The 18,396-nt window shown below is 53.9% G+C and carries 17 protein-coding genes; 9 read left to right on the top strand and 8 right to left on the bottom strand.

The genetic code is table 11. The annotated features are described in order from the left end of the window. Positions 1-39: 39 nt before the first annotated feature. The 4 genes from rpsM (at position 40) to SH528x_RS31445 (ending at position 2,724) form a co-directional block, all read left to right on the top strand. Positions 40-411 (top strand): 30S ribosomal protein S13, encoded by a 372-nt coding sequence (gene rpsM, locus SH528x_RS31460; RefSeq protein ID WP_442512216.1) that lies wholly within the window; start codon positions 40-42, stop codon positions 409-411. 111 nt (positions 412-522) lie between these two features. Next, the gene (gene rpsK, locus SH528x_RS31455) at positions 523-906 is read left to right on the top strand and encodes a 30S ribosomal protein S11 (protein ID WP_008696448.1); all 384 of its coding nucleotides are present in this window, start codon (positions 523-525) and stop codon (positions 904-906) included. A gap of 144 nt (positions 907-1,050) precedes the next feature. Then, positions 1,051-2,046, top strand: coding sequence for a DNA-directed RNA polymerase subunit alpha (locus SH528x_RS31450; protein ID WP_442507375.1), 996 nt, complete (start codon positions 1,051-1,053; stop codon positions 2,044-2,046). Positions 2,047-2,112: 66 nt separating this feature from the next. After that, positions 2,113-2,724, top strand: a complete 612-nt coding sequence (locus SH528x_RS31445) for a bL17 family ribosomal protein (RefSeq protein WP_442507374.1) — start codon at positions 2,113-2,115, stop codon at positions 2,722-2,724. Between the two features lie 388 nt (positions 2,725-3,112). On the opposite strand, the gene SH528x_RS31440 is transcribed toward SH528x_RS31445, so the two are convergent. Together SH528x_RS31440 and SH528x_RS31435 are read right to left on the bottom strand one after the other, a co-directional pair. Next, entirely contained in the window at positions 3,113-3,859 is a 747-nt protein-coding gene (locus tag SH528x_RS31440; RefSeq protein WP_442507373.1) for a response regulator transcription factor, read from the bottom strand. Between the two features lie 102 nt (positions 3,860-3,961). Beyond that, positions 3,962-4,927 carry a sensor histidine kinase gene (locus SH528x_RS31435; protein WP_442507372.1) on the bottom strand — a complete coding sequence of 322 codons (966 nt, stop codon included), beginning with the start codon at positions 4,925-4,927 and terminating at the stop codon, positions 3,962-3,964. A 314-nt stretch (positions 4,928-5,241) separates the two neighbouring features. Here SH528x_RS31435 and SH528x_RS31430 point away from each other — a divergent pair, with 314 nt between their 5' ends. From SH528x_RS31430 to SH528x_RS31420, 3 genes are read left to right on the top strand one after another with little or no spacing between them, the layout of a single operon-like run. Beyond that, positions 5,242-5,613, top strand: a complete 372-nt coding sequence (locus SH528x_RS31430) for a hypothetical protein (protein WP_442507371.1) — start codon at positions 5,242-5,244, stop codon at positions 5,611-5,613. Positions 5,614-5,616: 3 nt separating this feature from the next. Further along, positions 5,617-6,756, top strand: a complete 1,140-nt coding sequence (locus tag SH528x_RS31425; protein ID WP_442507370.1) for an ABC transporter ATP-binding protein — start codon at positions 5,617-5,619, stop codon at positions 6,754-6,756. Beyond that, entirely contained in the window at positions 6,753-9,137 is a 2,385-nt protein-coding gene (locus SH528x_RS31420; protein WP_442507369.1) for an ABC transporter permease subunit, read from the top strand. The genes SH528x_RS31425 and SH528x_RS31420 overlap by 4 nt, the downstream gene beginning before the upstream one ends. Positions 9,138-9,242: 105 nt before the next feature. Here the strand turns inward: SH528x_RS31420 and SH528x_RS31415 are convergent, their stop codons facing one another. Next, positions 9,243-10,859, bottom strand: coding sequence for a sulfatase family protein (locus SH528x_RS31415; protein ID WP_442507368.1), 1,617 nt, complete (start codon positions 10,857-10,859; stop codon positions 9,243-9,245). Between the two features lie 138 nt (positions 10,860-10,997). After that, a complete protein-coding gene (locus SH528x_RS31410; protein WP_442507367.1) occupies positions 10,998-12,419 on the bottom strand; it encodes an arylsulfatase in 1,422 nt (473 codons plus the stop codon). Positions 12,420-12,932: 513 nt separating this feature from the next. On the opposite strand from SH528x_RS31410, the gene SH528x_RS31405 reads away from it, so the two are divergent. After that, positions 12,933-13,700, top strand: coding sequence for an AraC family transcriptional regulator (locus tag SH528x_RS31405; protein WP_442507366.1), 768 nt, complete (start codon positions 12,933-12,935; stop codon positions 13,698-13,700). Between the two features lie 411 nt (positions 13,701-14,111). Here SH528x_RS31405 and SH528x_RS31400 read toward each other — a convergent pair whose 3' ends face one another. After that, positions 14,112-14,525 (bottom strand): DoxX family protein, encoded by a 414-nt coding sequence (locus tag SH528x_RS31400; RefSeq protein ID WP_442507365.1) that lies wholly within the window; start codon positions 14,523-14,525, stop codon positions 14,112-14,114. Positions 14,526-14,746: 221 nt separating this feature from the next. Here SH528x_RS31400 and SH528x_RS31395 point away from each other — a divergent pair, with 221 nt between their 5' ends. Then, positions 14,747-15,427, top strand: a complete 681-nt coding sequence (locus SH528x_RS31395; RefSeq protein ID WP_442507364.1) for a histidine phosphatase family protein — start codon at positions 14,747-14,749, stop codon at positions 15,425-15,427. Positions 15,428-15,515: 88 nt separating this feature from the next. On the opposite strand, the gene SH528x_RS31390 is transcribed toward SH528x_RS31395, so the two are convergent. The 3 genes from SH528x_RS31390 to rlmN all read right to left on the bottom strand — a co-directional run bounded on the left by SH528x_RS31390 (position 15,516) and on the right by rlmN (position 18,052). Further along, on the bottom strand, positions 15,516-16,247 hold the full coding sequence (locus SH528x_RS31390) for a glycine zipper domain-containing protein (RefSeq protein ID WP_442507363.1): 732 nt from the start codon (positions 16,245-16,247) through the stop codon (positions 15,516-15,518). A 46-nt stretch (positions 16,248-16,293) separates the two neighbouring features. Beyond that, a complete protein-coding gene (locus tag SH528x_RS31385; protein WP_442507362.1) occupies positions 16,294-16,581 on the bottom strand; it encodes a hypothetical protein in 288 nt (95 codons plus the stop codon). Between the two features lie 394 nt (positions 16,582-16,975). After that, the gene (rlmN, locus tag SH528x_RS31380; RefSeq protein WP_442512215.1) at positions 16,976-18,052 is read right to left on the bottom strand and encodes a 23S rRNA (adenine(2503)-C(2))-methyltransferase RlmN; all 1,077 of its coding nucleotides are present in this window, start codon (positions 18,050-18,052) and stop codon (positions 16,976-16,978) included. Positions 18,053-18,396 lie beyond the last annotated feature (344 nt).

The raw sequence follows: 18,396 nt of genomic DNA, 5'->3' as shown, positions 1-18,396 counted from the left end.
CTGATCGATACTTGCAGGAGTTCCGTTATGCCCCGTCTGATGGGCGTCGATGTGCCAAACGACAAGCAAATCCAATATTCGCTGACCTATTTATATGGGATCGGTTTGCATACGGCCCGCGAGGTGTGCGATAAGCTTGGGATTGAGCCGACACGAAATGCAAACGACTTGGCTGAAGATGAGCTGAGCCGAATTACCGCATTGCTTGAGCGTGAATACACGGTCGAAGGTCCTCTTCGTCGTCAAGTCACCCAAAATATTAACCGACTTCGCGAAGTCCGATGCTATCGCGGCATCCGTCATCGCGTCAGTTTGCCAGTACGTGGCCAGCGAACCAAAACGAACGCTCGGACTCGTAAAGGCCCTCGCAAGACGGTTGCGGGCAAGAAGGGCGTCAAGGATTTGCGTTAATCGCATTCCTGTGGCTGAGAAACGCAGAAAGTCTTCGTTTCTCGTCCTGCCTGAAAAACCCTATCGTCAACTTACTCAACCTCACCCAATTTCACTGATAGAGACTTTGCAGTGGCAAAGACCAATAAAAAGAAGCGAGTTCGTCGCAACGTTACCAGCGGCATTGCCCATATCCACGCAACGTTCAACAACACCACGGTCACAATCACCGACCCTAAGGGTGACACGTTGTGCTGGGCGAGTGCTGGAACCAGTGGTTTCAAGGGAAGCCGTAAAAGCACCCCGTTCGCGGGCCAATGTGCTGCACAACAGGCTGCTGAGAAAGCAACCAAGTTCGGCATGCGTGACGTCGAAGTCCGCGTGAAGGGCCCAGGCTCCGGTCGCGAAAGTGCGATCACTTCGCTGCAAGCCGCTGGTTTGAACGTGAAGTTGATCGAAGAAGTGACTCCGATCCCTCACAACGGTTGCCGACCACGCAAGAAACGACGCGTGTAATCGATCTGGCGTCACTGTCTTTGACGCCGTCCCATTTTCTGCGTTGCTTGTCTGGGCTGTGATCTCGCATTGGCGTGCGATCACCGGCCTAATGCAATCGCATATGACCCCACTCCCACACACCCACAAACATATTGAGGCTTTATGACGATGCACATTCGATGGCGTGGCATGGAACTTCCAAGCTCGCTCGAAGTCGATCGCGATACCCTCACATCGACGTACGGTAAGTTTTCGGCAGAACCATTTGAACGTGGCTTTGGTGCAAGCGTTGGCAATAGCTTGCGTCGCGTACTGCTAAGCAGTTTGATGGGCAGTGCGGTCACGCAAATCAAGATCCGTGGCGCTCAGCACGAATTCACGACCATCCCCGGCGTGATGGAAGACATGACTGAGATCGTGTTGAACGTGAAAAGCCTTGTCGTTCGCAATCACACCGAAGCAACTCGCGTGATCACGGTTGAACGTGACAAAGCGGGCGCAATTACCGGTGCGGATATCCAAACCGATGCTGACGTCGAGATCATCAACAAAAATCATGTGATTGCGACCCTTACCGACGATGTTCCATTCATGATGGAAATGGTTGTCGAAAATGGCCGCGGTTATGTGCCAAGTACCGAACACAGTAGCGTGGATCACGAGATTGGTATCATTCCAATCGACGCGGTCTTCAGCCCAATCACTCGTGTCCGTTACGAAGTCGAGGAAACTCGCGTCGGTCAAAAAACGAACTTCGATCGTTTGATCCTCGAAGTTTGGACCGATGGCAGCGTGAACCCCGAGTTGGCTTTGGTGGAATCGGCGAAGATCCTTCGCAAGCACCTCAATCCATTCGTTCAGTACCGCGAACTTGGACCGAGCATTTTCTCGGCCGCTCGTGGTGGAACGGGATCGCCCGAGGCTCAACTCGAAGCGAAGCTAAACATGACGCTAGGCGATCTACGATTGTCGGTCCGAGCCAACAACTGCTTGGAAAGCGAAAACATCATGACCGTTCGCGACCTTGTTCAACGCACCGAAGACTCGTTGCTCGAAGTTCGCAACTTTGGCGATACGACGCTAAACGAAGTACGTGAGAAACTTTCTCAGTACGGTTTGCATCTTGGCATGCGAGTGCCAAACCAACCTTTGTTCTAAGATGACACTTTAGTCATCACAAACACCTTACAATTTCCATAAAAACTTTTTGACGGATATTCCGCCATGCGACACCGACGACGAGGCCGCGTGCTTGGACGAAGTCCTAGCCACCGCAAGGCGCTGCTGAAGAACTTGGCCAGTGCACTGTTCCTTACTGAACGCGATGCTACTTACGACGACAACGCTCCCAAGGTTGCCGGACGCATCGTTACCACATTGCACAAAGCCAAAGAGGTTCGCCCCTTGGTAGAAAAGTGCATCACGATCGCTAAGAAATCGATAGTTGCAGCTGAAGAAGCTCGCAAGTACGAAGCACCAGCCGAGCGTGGTACCGACGCCTACAAGAAGTGGCGTACTAGCGACGATTGGTCAAAGTGGGCTGCCGCCCGTGCTCCCGTTGTTGCGGCTCAGCGACGCGTCGTGCAGTTGATTGGCGATCGCCAAGCGACTCGCATTCTGTTCGACACAATCGCCGAACGTTACGTCGATCGTCCAGGTGGATACACTCGTATCTTGCGTTTGGCTAAGCCTCGCTTAGGTGACGCGGGCACACGTGCGATTCTCGAATTCGTTGGCAAGAACGATCGCGTCAAGCGAAAGGCCGAACGACCTTCGTTCGAATCCGAAGCTCCGCAACAAGAGCAAGAGACGGTTGCTGCTGGAAGCGACGAGTAATCAAAAATAGCGAATCCGCAATTGCGGTTCAAAACACTCAAAGCCAATCTGCTCTTCGAAGCAGGTTGGTTTTTTTATTATTGAATGATTTCAGGTTGATGAATTCGGTAGCTGGACGTGGGCTGTTCAATCGCAGGGCTTAGATGTTTTCTTTGAAGTAAGCAGGTCAAAATGAGTCGTTCCACATAATGATCTGAGCCGACGGCGCTAGCCGCGGGCACGTTTCCTGCAAAATAACGGGCCCGCGGCTAGCGCCGTCGGCTCACAAGAGGATCGACGTTTCACCGGTATATACCGAACGACCTGCTTAGCACTGTCGCGTTCGCGGTGGACCACGTTCTGGCGAACGTAGCTACTCCCTCCCACACACGTCATATCTTAAATTGCGCTAGCTGTTGCCGCTTTCGCCCGCGTTGGGCTCTAGCACGAATCGGTAGCCTGCGTCGCGAATCGTTAGTAGATGGACCGGCACGGTGCTGTCGACTTCAATGATCTTTCGCAATCTTGCGATGAACTGGTCGACCGCTCGCGTTTGCAAATTGCCCGACATTCCCCACACTTCGCTGAGCAATTCGTTGCGGCTGATCACGCGGTTTGGGTTTTCGACAAAGTATCGCAGTAGCCGTAGCTCTTTCGGTGTCATGCGTACGGGTTTGCCAGATGCTTGCACTTCGTGCGTTTCGAAGTTGACTTCGAGCGAACCGAATTGCACTTCCAATACAGCCGTCCGGGCTTTCTTGGGCGCGGACTTCTGACGCTCGAAACCGGCAATTTGAAGCAGGTTCTTGATGCGGCTGAGCAGTTCGTCAAGCTCGAACGGTTTGCTCATGTATTGGTTCGCGCCCACGTCAAAGCCTCGCGTACGATCCTCGGCCAGCGTTCGGGCGGATAGCATCAACACCGGTATCATCGAGCCTTGTTCGCGAATCGATTCGCATACCGAATAACCGCTCATCCCCGGCAGCATTAGATCGAGCACGACCAAGTCCACGGACGTCGAACTGGACTCGATCAAACGCAGGGCGGTCGGTCCGTCCTCGACCAAAGAGACGCGGTATCCCTCGGCCTCGAGGTTGTATTTGATTCCAACCCCGAGATGCTTCTCATCTTCTACAACAAGTATGTGTGCGCCCATGATGACTGGCTTTCTAAATTCATCTCTTGTTTAATGCTGCTCGCGATCGAGAACCGCACGCGACTGGATAGCGGATGATGGAATCAACAACTCGGTCGCGGGCTATTCTATTTTCCCATCGCTCGTGCGAGCTTCGTCGCTTACCACGAGACCGCTGAGGATAACTTGGAATTCGGTGCCTGGTTGGTCACTGCGATCAAGAATCCGCACCGATCCTCCCACGGATTTTGTCACGTTGCGAACCAGATGCAGCCCAAGTCCGGTCCCTGGTTGGCTACGCTCGAGTTCGTTACCAAGTCGCACAAAACGACCGAAGACCTTACGTTTCTGGTTTGCCGGAATGCCGTTTCCATTATCGATAATCGAAACGATGATTTTTTGATCATCCGATACTCGAGCGTTAACGTTTACGGCGCGAGGCGTGCCGCCATACTTCACCGCGTTATCAATCAGGTTTCGAAACAGAATTTCAAGCTGAACGGGTTGGCTTCGTAATGTGATCGCGGGGCTCTCGACGACAATCGTCTCTTCCGGGACGCGATACCGCAAGCAGGCTGCCGAACTGCACTGGAGCAAGAGTTGATCTAAACGCACATCCTCTTTTTCGCTTGGCTCGGTCCCTCGTTCGATTCGAGCGGCGTCTAGCAAGTGGTTGATCAACGAATCGAGTCGCTCGACATCTTCGAGCATGAAGCGATGAAAGTCCTTTTGCTGTTCCTCGCCAACACTTCGCCGCGTCAGTGTTTGTAAGTACAGTTTCAGCGATGCGATTGGGCTCTTCAGCTCGTGAGTCACCGAGTCGATGAAGTTGGATTGTCGGCGATTTAGGTTCACTGCCTTGACCGTCAGCGTCAGGTAGGCGATGGAGCCGGCGAGCATGCTGGCGAGCAAAATGACACCCGTGGCAAGGATCACCCAAAAGACCGGCTTGGAGGCTTGTCCCCCCTGAGCACTTAACCAGCTGGCGATAATCCAGACAGCCGCCAGTACGACGACAATCACAATCATCACGACCCCCAATGTGATGGGGGCGGTCAGGGAACGACGCTCAAACATGCTGATGGCCATGCGGAATTACGTTGCAAAACAGAGGAAGTTAATACGGAGATGCGGTCCAAACCACTCTGGAGAGTTGTTTGGTTGGAACTAGAATGTAAAGAGATTTGGCTTAGGAAAAATAAAAGATGCGTATCCCCGCAGAGTTTGAGAAAAATTGTGTTCTGGCAGTGACGCTGTAGCCTTAAATCGCAATAATAGTTTTAAGAGGCGATAAGATCCCCCTTAACGGCATAATCCGGAGCAGGCCGATGGGCGCTGATACACGAACACGACGTTTTTCAGAGCGAACAATTCGACAGGTACGGTTGGATTGTAACCGCGCGATGACGCGAGCACGATTCTGTCCTGAGCAGAGCGACGTTATCCAGTTGCGTTGTGTGGATGAATCCCTCGAATCCGAGCATTCTTTTGGAAACCAATTGTGGTATTTCGAAGGAGTGGGTGTGGATTTGGACCATCACAGAAATAGCGTGTTTGGTGTCGTCGAATATTCCGTCCAATTTGGGCTGCACGAATTGGTCGATGACGGGGTCTTTGATTCCGAGCAACAGCGCGAGCGTTTCCGCCATATCTACGAACGCGAAGTCCATCCACCGTCTTGGCGACAACCGGCTCATCGCTGGCTCGCCATTGGAATGGTTGCGGTGACGTTCACTTGGTTGTCCTATCTTCTACTCCGCATTTTGTCGGTCTAGAGTTTGGACATCACGGATCGCAACCCTCTAGATCTCGACCAGACGCCGCCTGCAACCCAGTCGCATCGCGAAGCCGTCGATTCGTCCACGCTTCCGTCGTCATCGCATCGGCCACCGTCGCATCAAGTCGTGATCAATGTCTCTGATCTGAAAAAAAAGTACTCAACTTGGTCGTTTCGTGGCCGCAGTGTGGTCGAAGCGCTGCGAGGTGCGAGCCTGCAAGTTCACGCGGGTGAAGTGTTTGGGTTACTTGGTCCCAATGGTGCCGGGAAGACAACACTGATCAAAATCTTGTTGGGCGTCATACGAAGCAGTTCTGGTTCCGCGTCGTTGTTTGACTCGCCGGCAGGCAGTATCGCCGCGCGGATGCGAGTCGGCTATTTGCCTGAATCGCTGCGTGTTGATCGTCACCATTCAGCACGGTCCGCTCTTCGCTACTACGCGAGAATGAGTCGGATGTCGGGCGCTGAAATCAATCGCCGCAGCGATGAACTACTGGAACTCGTCGGACTGCGTGGACGAGACCGGGAATCGGTGCGGCAGTTCAGTAAGGGCATGTATCAACGTCTCGGGTTGGCCCAAGCCCTGATGCATGATCCCGATCTGCTAGTCCTGGATGAACCGACCGACGGACTCGACCCGGTGGGCCGCAACGAGGTCCGCAAGGTAATCGATCGGTTGCGAGAATCCGGAAAAACGATTTTCTTAAACAGTCACATTTTGCAAGAAGTCGAATTGATCTGTTCGCGAGTCGCGATCATGTCACATGGGAAGATTTGTGTCGCGGGACGCATTGATGAACTCACTCAATTCGATCGTTACGAAGAAGTGGCATTCGACGTTGCTGTGCCTGAGCCAAGTTCCGCGATCGAAGAACCAATGCAGTGGCTGCGACAGCACTTCGTCCAAATCAACTTCGTAGGCGACAAGCACCCTCGTCACGCTGCGGCGATTCCGAGCCCCGATCCCCCACATCCGTTGACTGTTGAGTTCACGTTGCCTTTGTCGTCGCAGGTCGAGGTGGATGACGCTGTCGACCGTTTGCGACACAACGGTTTTTCGCTACGCGGGCTAAAGTTAAAACGCGAATCCTTTGAAGAAACGTTCATGCGTGAAGTCTCGAGATCCAAGGAAACATCGTGAGACGTTTGTGGCCTTACATCGCGATCATTCGCGATTCATTTCACGCTGCGTTATCGTCGCGAATTTTGTGGGTCGCGTTTATCGCAATTTGGTTGCTGTTGGGGGCTTTGGCGCCAATCGGTTATCGCGAAGATTTCACTACCACGTTCCGCGATCGTGACATCGATAACGGTGGCAGGCTGAAGGCGATGCTGGCTGCAGGGATTGCCGACCCCAGCAAAGCGAATACGCCGGTTGGTAAAATCGCCAATGCATTGCCAGACGACGTCAAGCGTGAACTGCGGCAAGTTGGTCAAGGCGAAGATGTGCGGTTCTATTTCACCACGCTAGCCGATTCGCTCAATTCATTGTTCGAGGACGAATCGTGGTACGACGCCAAACTTTGGAAGTCGACCGCGCGACTGCGTGAACTACGCGAGCTCGATGAACTTGCCTCTAACGAGATTAACGAAACTCTACGCAGACGCCGTGCACGTTTGCGGATCGAAGCTGCGATTCCCGGAGTGTTTGAATCACGGTCGGCACGATCGATCATGTTGACCTATCTGGGGATGGATTTTCCTGCACGTTTTGCCGTCGATAAGATTCAGTTTTTGATATTGCTGAACCAGATCGTCGTGCCGACGATCATCAATTGGTTGCTCGGGTTTATTCTCGTCTTCCTTGGTATCCTCGTCACCGCGTCGATTATTCCCGACATGTTGCAACCGGGATCGCTGCATTTGCTGCTTAGCAAACCGGTCTCGCGTTGGCTGCTGCTGTTAAGCAAGTTTGTGGGCGGCTGCGCGTTTGTGTTTCTGTGCGTCGTCCAGTTGATCATTGGGTTGTATCTGATCGCGGGTCTGCGTTTAGATGTATGGAATCTCAGATTGCTGTTGTGCATTCCCGTTTCGGTGTTCGTATTTGCCGTTTTCTACAGTGTTTCGACGCTTGCCGGACTTCGCTTTCGATCACCGATTCTGGCGATTGGTATCACGTGCATGTTTGGTGCCTATCTTGTCGTCGTCGGCATGATCGGTGGCTTCTTTGACGGTTTTGTCACGCGGCCCAGCACCATCAACCACATAGCGATCGCGGGGGATGAAGTATTCGCGACGACGCGGGGCGAAGGCTTGTTGCGATGGGACTCGAAATCCGAACTGTGGAGCGAAATCTACGAATCTGAAGCACTCGGGCGCAATCGAGTGCTTGCACCCGTGGCGATCGACGACTCGACTCTGGTGACCGCAGTCGTTCGTGGAGGTCGGTTCAACCCGTTTGGTCTGGGCGGATTTGACTTACTCGTGCTCGGTGAATCGAATCAATGGCGTGCTCTGCCGAGTCTGCGTTTGCCCACGGCGACCATGCAGTTGATCAACGCTGATAATGGTGTCTTCGCAATCAATTCCAGCGGCATCGCAGTGACGTCGAAACAAGAAATTCGTAAAGCGTTAGGTGACCCGAATCATCGCGAGAATGAGGACGATGATTCCTCGACGACAAAGTCCTCGGGGGCGCAACCGAGCGACTGGCTGCAAAAACTTTCGAGTATGATGGGAGCCGCCACGGAGGGATTTCAGGATATTCTTCCCAGCGACGTGCTGCTCTCTCCGCCACGAAGCGTCGGCATCAGTGCCGAGGGGGATACGATGGTGTTGTTTAGTGGTAAGCAATTGTCACGACTAACCCCCCAGAACGACTCGAAGCAATCTGCAACCGCGTCCAGCGAACTGTGGAACGTGGTCGCTTCCCAAACGATTGATGGCGAGATACCGAGGTTTGGCTTCCTCGCCATCAGTGGCGACACCGTGCTGCTGTCTACCGACGCCGACTCGCTTCAGGTTTTTGATCGCGACACGCTCAACCTGACTGCGACGGTGCCGCTTCCAGATCGCTTGTCGGTGGTTTCTTCAATTGCAATTGGCAGTGACTCGCGTTTCGTCGTTTTGACAAGCGACCAGCGATGTCGCTTGTTGATGCGTGATGGCAGTCACGAAAAGTGGACGCTCGCTGATCCTTTGCCGCAATCCAACGTCGAAGTGATTGCGATTGACCGTCGATCATCAACACTGATGGTGGCACACGATATTGACCAAGTCGACTTGCTTGACGCCGATACGTTAAAGTTGCGACGTTCGCTGCGACCGCATGTTTCCACATGGCGAAAAATCGATCGTTTCCTGATCGGCCCACTTCGCAGCATCACGCCGCAAACAAGCGAATTGGGAGGAACGATTGCTGCGATTGTGAGCGGAGAGTCCTCGTTGAAAATCAATCGCGACGAGTTTGGGCCGGTGGAATTGGTTCGCTACAAAATCCTCGAACCGGTGCTAAGTTGCACGCTGTTTATTGCGGTGATGTTAACGTCCAGCTGTATTTATTTTTCACGCCGTGATTTTTAGATATCGGACGCATCTAAAATTCACCACGGGGGCAAGGCTTCAGCCATTGTTTTGGCGTCTCTTGACTTTTACTCCCCCAGTTTCGTGTGCATGGGCAAACACGGTTTAACGCTGGCCGATCGGCGCACTGCGACCACGTTGAATTGATTCTTCCAATAGCGTGCTCAACTCTTGCACGACTTCGGGATGCGAAGCGGACAAGTTCTTCGTCTCGCCGGGATCGGTTTCCAGGTCGAAAAGTTGACCGGGAGCGTCGGGCGCCGTGTCTGGTAAGCGGTACTCTTTGAGCAGTTCGTGCGATTCATAATTGTTGCCGCCCGATCCTTTGTGCGCCAAGTATTTCCATCGTCCACGCCGGATCGCCAAGTATCTGCTTCCGCCAAAACCCTGTTGCAGCAGATACGGACGGATGGGTTCATCGTGTGCAACATCCAGCATCACGGGCAACATGCTAAAGCTGTCTTCGCCCGCATCGTCGGGAAGCGGCGTTTTGACAATCTCTGCAACGGTCGCCATCACGTCGGTAAGCGAGGTGAGTTCCGACGACGTTGTCCCCGCGGGCACTTTGCCTGGCCAGCGGACAATAAACGGAACTCGGTGGCCACCTTCCCAATTGTCCCGTTTGACGCCTCGCCACGGACGTGCTCCGTCGTGACCGTGATCGTGTCGCATGTGATAGATCGTGGGGACTTCGGGGCCGTTGTCGCTTGTGAAAATCACCAACGTGTTGTCGTCGATATTCAAACGTTCAAGTGTGCTCATCAGCTCGCCGACAACGTAGTCCAGCTCGAAAATGAAATCACCATGAGGCCCTGAGCCGGTTTTGCCTTTGAACGCATTGCCGGGAAACGAGGGCAAGTGAACCGCTTGTGTGCTGTGCAGCAGAAAGAACGGCTTGTCGGGTGTTTCCGCAACGTGCTTGTCGAGAAATTGCTGACTCTTTTTTAGAAACACCATGTCGACTTCTTCGAGATCAAAGTCCGGTGCGACCATCCCACGACGGTTATCGTTCGCGTACGGATGCTTGGGTAGCGTGGACTGGTCGAGCTGTTTGACGGGCGGATTTGGAATCTGCTTCCCATCCATAAATGCGTACAACCAATCGGTCGTGGGGCAGCATGCCGTTCCAAAGAAGTGATCAAACCCACAATCCAACGGGCCGCCGTCGATGGGACGCGAATAATCAATTCGCTTAACCGACTCGAGATTTCCGTGATGGATCGGTTTCCCGTCGTAATCATAAAAGGTCAAACCAATGTGCCACTTGCCAAAGCATGCGGTGGTGTACCCTTGCTGGCGCAGCATCGATGGCAGCGTCAATTGCCCTGGTGCGATCAGCGATGGCCCCCCCGCACCCGAAAACACTCGACCGCCGTTGGGAACCCGAAAGGCCATTTGTCCTGTCATCAAACTGAAACGTGTCGGTGTGCAAACGGTGCATGGGCTATGTGCATCGGTGAAACGCATTCCATCGGTCGCGAGTTGGTCGAGGTTTGGGGTCGGGATTTTCGACTCGGGGTTGTAGCATCCCAAATCTCCGTACCCCAAGTCGTCCGCCAAAATAACGACCACATTCGGCAGTTCGCCGGAATGTACGTGGTTTGCGAAACCGCCGAGGGTGGTTGCCATTGCGACGCACAGGGCCAAGTTCAATTTTAGCTTCATTAGTTCAGGTCGATCTTGATGATAGAAAATGGAGGGCAAATGAATTGGATGTTTCATGCCGTTGCAGTGTTCGATAGCAGCGGCGATGCCGACACCCGTCACGATTGAAACGCGTCTCGATGGCGCCGACGAAGCAAAATGCCAGACGGAGCCAATCCCTGACTGTGGGATTGCCTTGCCGCGATTTCAAAAAGTCTAGTGGGTTTGAGGGCGGAACCCGACTGTAGGGTCCAAGGTTTTCCCCAATCGTGGAGGCGTATGGGCTTGCTTTGCGAACTGAATCATTTTAGCAAGCGTTTCCGGATTTTGCTGGGCCACGTCATTTTGCTCCTCGATGTCGGTCGCTAGGTCATATAGTTCGAACGGTCGATTTGGACCTGGACGCACGGCTTTCCAGTTTTTCATCCGAACCGCAGCGCTTTGCGGGTCTTCCCAATACAGGTACTCGTGCTGCGATTGCGCATGACCAGCGGTCTGTTCGCCCAAGAGCGTCGGCACGATCGAGATTCCGTCGGTCGTCGGCATCGAATCCGCACCAGCCAACTCAAGCAGCGTCGGTAGGACGTCGGGAAAGTAACCGAGGTGATCGGACACCGACGAGGCTTTAATTTTTCCAGGCCAGCGCACGATGAAAGGAATGCGTATTCCTCCTTCGTAAAATTCGCGTTTGCCACCGCGAAAACGCTCGCCGGTTTTAGGATTTAGGTTGGGAGCGAGGAACCCGTGTGGGTGATTGTCGTTGTTGAAATAGGTCTGGCCACCGTTGTCACCGCAAACAAACACAATGGTTTTGTCGTCGATTTCAAGCTCACGCAGCAGCTGGAACACCTGCCCAATTTGACGGTCCACCATTTCGACCATCGCAGCATAAACTTGTGCATCGCGGGTGCCACGTTGATTGGCCGCATCCCACTGACGATCTTTGTATTTAATCCAAGCGGGGTCATCCGCCGGCATCGCCCAATGTCCATGAGGCGGCGTCCAAGGAAAGTAGGCGAAAAAAGGTTGGTCTTTATGTTCGCGAATAAAGTCCATGCCTTCTTGAACAATTCGGTTATGGGCGAACTGCTCTCCTCCTTGCCAATCGCCAGTGTTGCCGCCGAGCGGAACCCGTTGGCTGTTTCGAATCAGAACGCGCGGATAATGATTGTGCGCGTGAACTTGATGGTAGTAGCCAAAGAAGGTGTCGAAGCCATGTTTTTCGGGCACGCCAGTCGTGCCAACGTCGCCGATGCCCCACTTCCCAAAACCGCCCGTGGCGTAACCTAGATCATGTAAACCATCCGCGACGGTACGATCATCCGCACGCAGTGCGGCACCGCCGCCGTTGCCGCGGACGGTGGTATGACCCCCGTGCAAACCCGTCATCAGCACGCTACGCGTTGGAGCGCAAACATTTCCTCCAGCGAGGAATTGTGTAAATCGCATTCCCTCGGCCGCCATCTGATCAATGTGAGGCGTCTGCAAAATCGGATGCCCCATTCCCGATGACTCGAAGTATCCCCACTCGTCCATCATGATGTAGACGATGTTGGGCTTGTCGGCGGCATGTAAGCCACTTGCCAAGCACAACACGGACGGGCACAAGGCAATCGCAAGGAAAATCAGGCGAATCATTTTGCAATCAGGTTTGGGAAATGCAGAGTGCTGGTATCGAAGAAACCTTTGCATCTAAAATATGCAAAGGACACTCACATGATAATGTCGCTCTGTCAAAATGGTTGTATTCAGAAGTTGGGTAGACAACGCATCGAATGTCACGGAAGAATCATCCTAGCGCATGCGTTCTATTCGCTCTTGGATGAAACGATTGCGGCGTGATGAATACGCGCACAATGGATCTGCACACGATAAATCTGCGCACAATCGAGGCCCCCCCGATTCGACATGGTCCCCACATGGCTCAAGGGTAATTTGCGACACCGTGTGAATGATTTGCGACACCTGTTGAGTCGCTGGACGTCCCAGTCGAACCGAAACTCACGACGGACGCGACTTGGCTCTTTTTTATTCATGGAACACTCGGTAACGTGAAGTATTCCGTTAACGAGTCTGAACCGAGAAGAAAAGAGATCGCCTCGAATTAGCCGCCACTACCTTCGCGGACGCCCCCGGCAAGGACCAACATCCATGAACCAATGGTTAAAACAAACGACCGAGTTTGCTGCAAGGCAGATCACCAGCATAGAAGTGGGGTTGCTAGGTCAGCTTTTCGATCAAGCAGATGATGTCGCGTTTTTTGTCAAGAATGAACACGGACAATACGTGTGCGTCAATGAATCGCTGGCGAAACGGCATGGCTTGAAACGTGTTTCCGATGCGATTGGCAAACGCCCCTCTGAAATTTGCCCCGGCGACTTCGGCCAAGTCCCCGCGGAACAAGACGCCAAAGTCTTGCGGACCGGACGCGCGTTGGTTGGCCATCTTGAAATGCAATGGCATCGTCCTCATAAGCCAGTTTGGTGTCTTACCACCAAGTTGCCGATTGTCACACCTGATGGTGAAACTATTGGGCTGGTGGGGTTTTCACGTGACGTTCGTGTGCCAGTTGAAACCGATATCATTCCCAATGAATTTGCACTTGCGCTCGAGTTCTTTGAGCAAAACCCTATTGAGATCGGCACCCCCTCGATGTTAGCGGACCGCGCGAACATGTCCCTGCAACGCTTGGCTCGGCTGACTAAACGATTGTTCGGGTTGACCCCCAGTCAATTCATCCGCCAGACACGCGTCGCTACGGCATCGCGTCTGCTGTTGGATACAGACAAAACAATCGCGGATATTTCATTTTCGAGTGGGTTCTATGACCAGAGCGCCTTCACGAGGGCTTTCCGCGCCGCGACGGGCGTGACGCCGTCCCAGTTTCGCCAGCAGGCCAAAAGTATTGGCAAGGACTGAACTTCGTCGACGCAGTACACTCCCCGGGCCCTCTGTAGCAACGGCGTGCTTTACCCGCCCGGCGAAGCTGGGAGGGCCGCGAAAATGGCGTGAGATTTCAGAAATTTAGGTGGAAGCTACTGAGGATAACTGAGCCGACGGCGTTAGCCGCGGGCCTTTAAACGTGGATTTCACCTCGCCCGCGGCTAGCGCCGTCGGCTCACAAAGTCCACACTGCTGGAGGCCCGCAGTGCGGGATCGTCCGACGTGGATTTGTACCGACCCCAGCGATTCGGCCCGCTTTCAAGATGTTTGGCAATCGCTCAGTGAGGACACCAAGACGTGGCCGTTGGCAAAATTCAAGCAAGCCCGCTACGAAAGCCTCCGAGTTGCAGCCCAGCCTCAGTCGCGACACTGACCCAACGGTGCTTCTCAACCCGTTCGATGCACCGATGCCCACCACACCCACGCGATCAGCACGCCTTGCAGTGGCAATCGGGCCAACAACGCCCATGACGGAATGAACGCAAATTGCTCGGGGTTCAGTGCCATGTGAATGTTTGCTGGAAATACGGCAACCAGCAATCCGACCAGTCCCCATCCGGCCGCTCGCCGCAATCGAGGTATTGCGATGCCAATGCCGCCAGCCACTTCAAAGAACCCCGAGATGTAGACCAGTGCTAAAGGCCACGGCAGATATTCCGGCATAATCTTCAAGTAAGCTCCCGGCGAGACAAAGTGGTTGATTCCCGCCGCAACGAAAAGTACAGAGATTAGGCCAATGGAAACTCGTTTGCTTCGCGACATCGTCTGACTCTCAATCATTGAAAATGTTTTTGTCAGCATTGGAATGTTGCAGTATCAGAGTTTGTTGCGAACCGGATATTGCTAATGAGGATTCTCCCCGACCGGCGGCGTCTCGCAAAATTGCTTGTGATCCCTAGAATTGAGGTTGCTGGCGTGAGTGACGTCGGTCGTTCACTCTCTCATTTATTCGAAACGCCTGTGATTCCGCGGTCTGGGCCGCGCGGGAAACTTGGCTGTACGCGCGGACAACTAAATCGACGATGCAACTTTACCTGATTCGACACGCGGAGAGCGAAAACAATGCCATGCGACCCTACCAACGGATCGAGGATCCTGCGATTACCGCGCGTGGCCGACTGCAATCAGAATACCTTGCCAAGTGGACGAGCACACTAACGATCGACACGTTGATCACAAGCCCGTTTCGCCGCTCGATCCAAACCACTCGATTCATTGTCGACCAATCACCGCAACGCGTTCACGTTTGGCACAATGTCTTTGAACGCGGTGGTTGTTTCCGTGGTTATGGTCCCAGTGCAACCGAGGGTGGACCAGGAATGGGACGCGAGAGCATCGAAAAAGAATTTACGGCGTTGCCCCACGACTGTGTCATCGACGAAACGATCACCAGTGCAGGTTGGTGGGCTGGCAACAAACGAGAAACGGATGACCAAGCTAACGCGAGAGCCGGTGTGGTTACCGAGCGATTGATTCAGTCGTTCGGAGCCAGCGGCAAAACGATCGTCGCGGTCATCCATGCGGACTTCAAACGATGTTTGTTGACGAAGATGCTTTCGGATGTAACCGATGTCGAAAAGATCGGGGGCCTCGTCAATACCGGAATCACCAAATTGGATTACGACGGCAAAGCGTGGCAACTGCATTGGCTGAATTCCGCCAGCCATCTGCCGTCACGTTTGGTGACTGGCAACGAAACGTGATTTCGGCGTTAGCTCATTTGTAGCGAAGCGGCGCGAGCCGGTTGAATCAGGGGAACCGTGGCTAACTTCCGGCTGCTTTTCCCGTTGCTTACCGTGGGCCGTGCAGTGTGGGCGAATTCAATAGCGTTGGCGTATTGGACAGCGCTGGCGAATTGGACGGGGCGGGCTGCATCACGGGTGCGACTTGCATCGCATCGATGACGTATTCGGAAACGCCTTGGTCGTGCATCCCGATGATGTCTCGCACACTCAGCGGCATCGTGATGCCGTAGGTTTGCAGATGCTTGACTACTGTGGCGTCGGAAACTCCACGACGTTTCATCGAGACAACGTCAAGTGGCGACAGCGGGCCCATGTATTGGGGTTCGGCTTGCCAATCGGGCCGACTTCGGTAGATCGTCGGCGGTGGAGCGGTTTCCATGCTGGAGTGCCCCAGATACGCCGATGGAGACGGATACGGCGACGTCGGTCGGTACTGCGGATAACCGGAGTGTGGATAGGCAGATTGTGGGTACGCAGGCTGCGAGTAGCCAGGGTACGAGTGAACGTGCTGTGGCGGAGCAGAGTGATAGACTCGGTTGTGCTCGATTCGAGCATCCTTGTCGTTGCCGATCGTACCACCAGCGATCGCGCCGACGGCGCCACCGATTAAGGCTCCCGTCGTTTCGTTATTCCCTTTGTCACCAATCGCAGCACCCAGTGCAGCGCCGGCGAGACCGCCAAGGATGACGCCTCGACGCCGATGCGTATGATCTTGCGCGCTGGCAATATTCAGCGTGGAAGCTACCAAGACGATTGCGATCAAACTTTGCTTATACATGGCACGTTACTTTTGATGAAATCAGGGATACCGACGATGCGGTCCGTTATTGGTCGTCTGCGGGTTGAGTCACAAATCGTGTTGCGGTGTCTGCTTTCGCGGCGTTTGTTTTCTCAGCGACTTGGACCTCGTGCACCAGAATGCTCGGTCCGTAGGTCTTTTCGAGTTGTTCGTCGCTCATGCTGAGCGGATTTTCTGTAGCCGAACGTTGTTGCTGAGGTGAGTGAGCAGGCCGCGAAGGAGTCGACGAACGGAACAACTGGAATGGGTTGCGTGCGGAAGCAGAGGTGTTCGCAGCGACAACAACAAACAAGAAAGCGGCAATACGTTTCATAGCAGAATGCTCGTTAGGTGGGATATTGGACAGCTTTGCGTTTACCAATCACCACCGCCCCCGCGCTGACGATTCCATGCAAAGCTTTGTTACGAAAGTTTTGCACACGATGAAAGAAATGCCGATAAATTTATGTCAGCCAGCCCACATGCGGGGATGCATCTCGGCAACGCGTGCCGGATGTGCCGATTATGCAACGAGGGGTGAGTTGCAAGGGCAATAAGACGTCCTCCGCGATTGGCGTGGGACGTCAATCTTATGACTGAAAACTTTTGCGTAGTGGACGTGGCTACACGTCCTGCAAGCGGGATCTTTAGCAAGATCCACCACTCTCAGTAATAAAACAGCCCGGTCTCACGTTGGGAGAGACAAAGCACGTCGTTCCGTACGCTGCTTAGACCGATTGGCGGTTGCGACGCAATTGGCCACAGGCGGCATCGATCTCGCCGCCTTTGCGTTGCCGGAACATCACGTTCACACCGCCTGAAACCAAAATGTCTTTGAAGTCGGTAATCGCTTTGGAATTGGGTGTCACATACGGCAATCCGGCCACCGGGTTGTACGGAATCACGTTTAGCATCACGTTCCGCCGGCGAAGAATCCCCAACAGTTGATGCGCACAATCATCCGAGTCGTTCAAACCACCGAGCAAGACGTACTCAAACGTCAAGCGACGTCCGTTGGCTTCGAAATAGCGATCCGCCGCATCGAGCACCGCTTTGATACCAATCTTCTTGTTCACGGGAACTAGCTGAGTTCTCAGTTCGTTGTTGGGTGCATGCAGGCTGACCGCTAAGTTGTAGGGCACGCCGTGTTTGGAAAGTCGATCGATCGCGGGGGGAAGTCCCACGGTGCTGATCGTGATTCGCCGGGGACTGATCCCCAGTCCCTCGGGGCTTCGTGCTTCGTCGAGTGCCGGCAACACCCGATCCAGATTGGCGAGTGGTTCTCCCATCCCCATCATCACGATGTGGCTGAGTCGTTCGTCCTCGCCCAAACGCGACTGCAGACGCAGCATCTGTTCCAGAATTTCGCCTCGCGTCAGATTGCGGTCCACGCCGTCGAGTCCGCTGGCGCAAAACACGCATCCCATTGCACAGCCGACTTGGCTGCTGACACAAATGCTGCGGCGAATGCCATCGCGAAGCAGCACACATTCGACTTCACCCCCGTCAAACAGACGAACGAGCAATTTTTCGGTGCCGTCAGACGAGCAAACCGCTTCGACCTCGCTGGAGCGGAAGATCACGAAATGCTGTTCGAGCTGCTCGCGGAGCTTTTTCGGCAGATTGGTCATTTCGGCGAACGTGGACGCACGACGCTGGTAGATCCAATTCCAGATCTGTTTGGCTCGGAACCCCTGCTGGCCTTGCTCGACGAGCCAAGTCCGTAGCTGATCGACATCGAGATCCAGCAGATGGATACGTTGATCGACAACGTCGCCGGAATCTTGGGCCGCGGTGCTGGGAATTGCAGAGGACGGAATTACGGGAAGATCCAACGGTGGGTACCAGCAGCAAGTAAAGAGGAACAGCAGTTAATCGATTAAACACATTGAGTATGCGACTCGGTCTATTCTAACGCAAGGATTCTCCGTGCAGAGGGCAAACTGAAAAGGAGTCTTCTGCCATTAGCTCCTCAATATTGTTAAATTGCGGCGACCGGCGATCCAATGCCATCTACTTTGGTAGCGGTGCGGCGCGAGCCGCCCGGTTGCAGCGAGTGAAACGTTCGAATTGGACCGGGCGGCTCGCGGGCTGTCGTTTTAATCGAAAAGTCAATCTCCGTGGTGAGCCGTGGGCCGTAAGGCACCGG

Source organism: Novipirellula methanifontis, from assembly GCF_052161655.1.
Lineage (GTDB): Bacteria > Planctomycetota > Planctomycetia > Pirellulales > Pirellulaceae > Novipirellula.
Note: the sequence above shows the minus strand (reverse complement) of the source record. Positions and strands in the feature narration are given on the sequence as shown.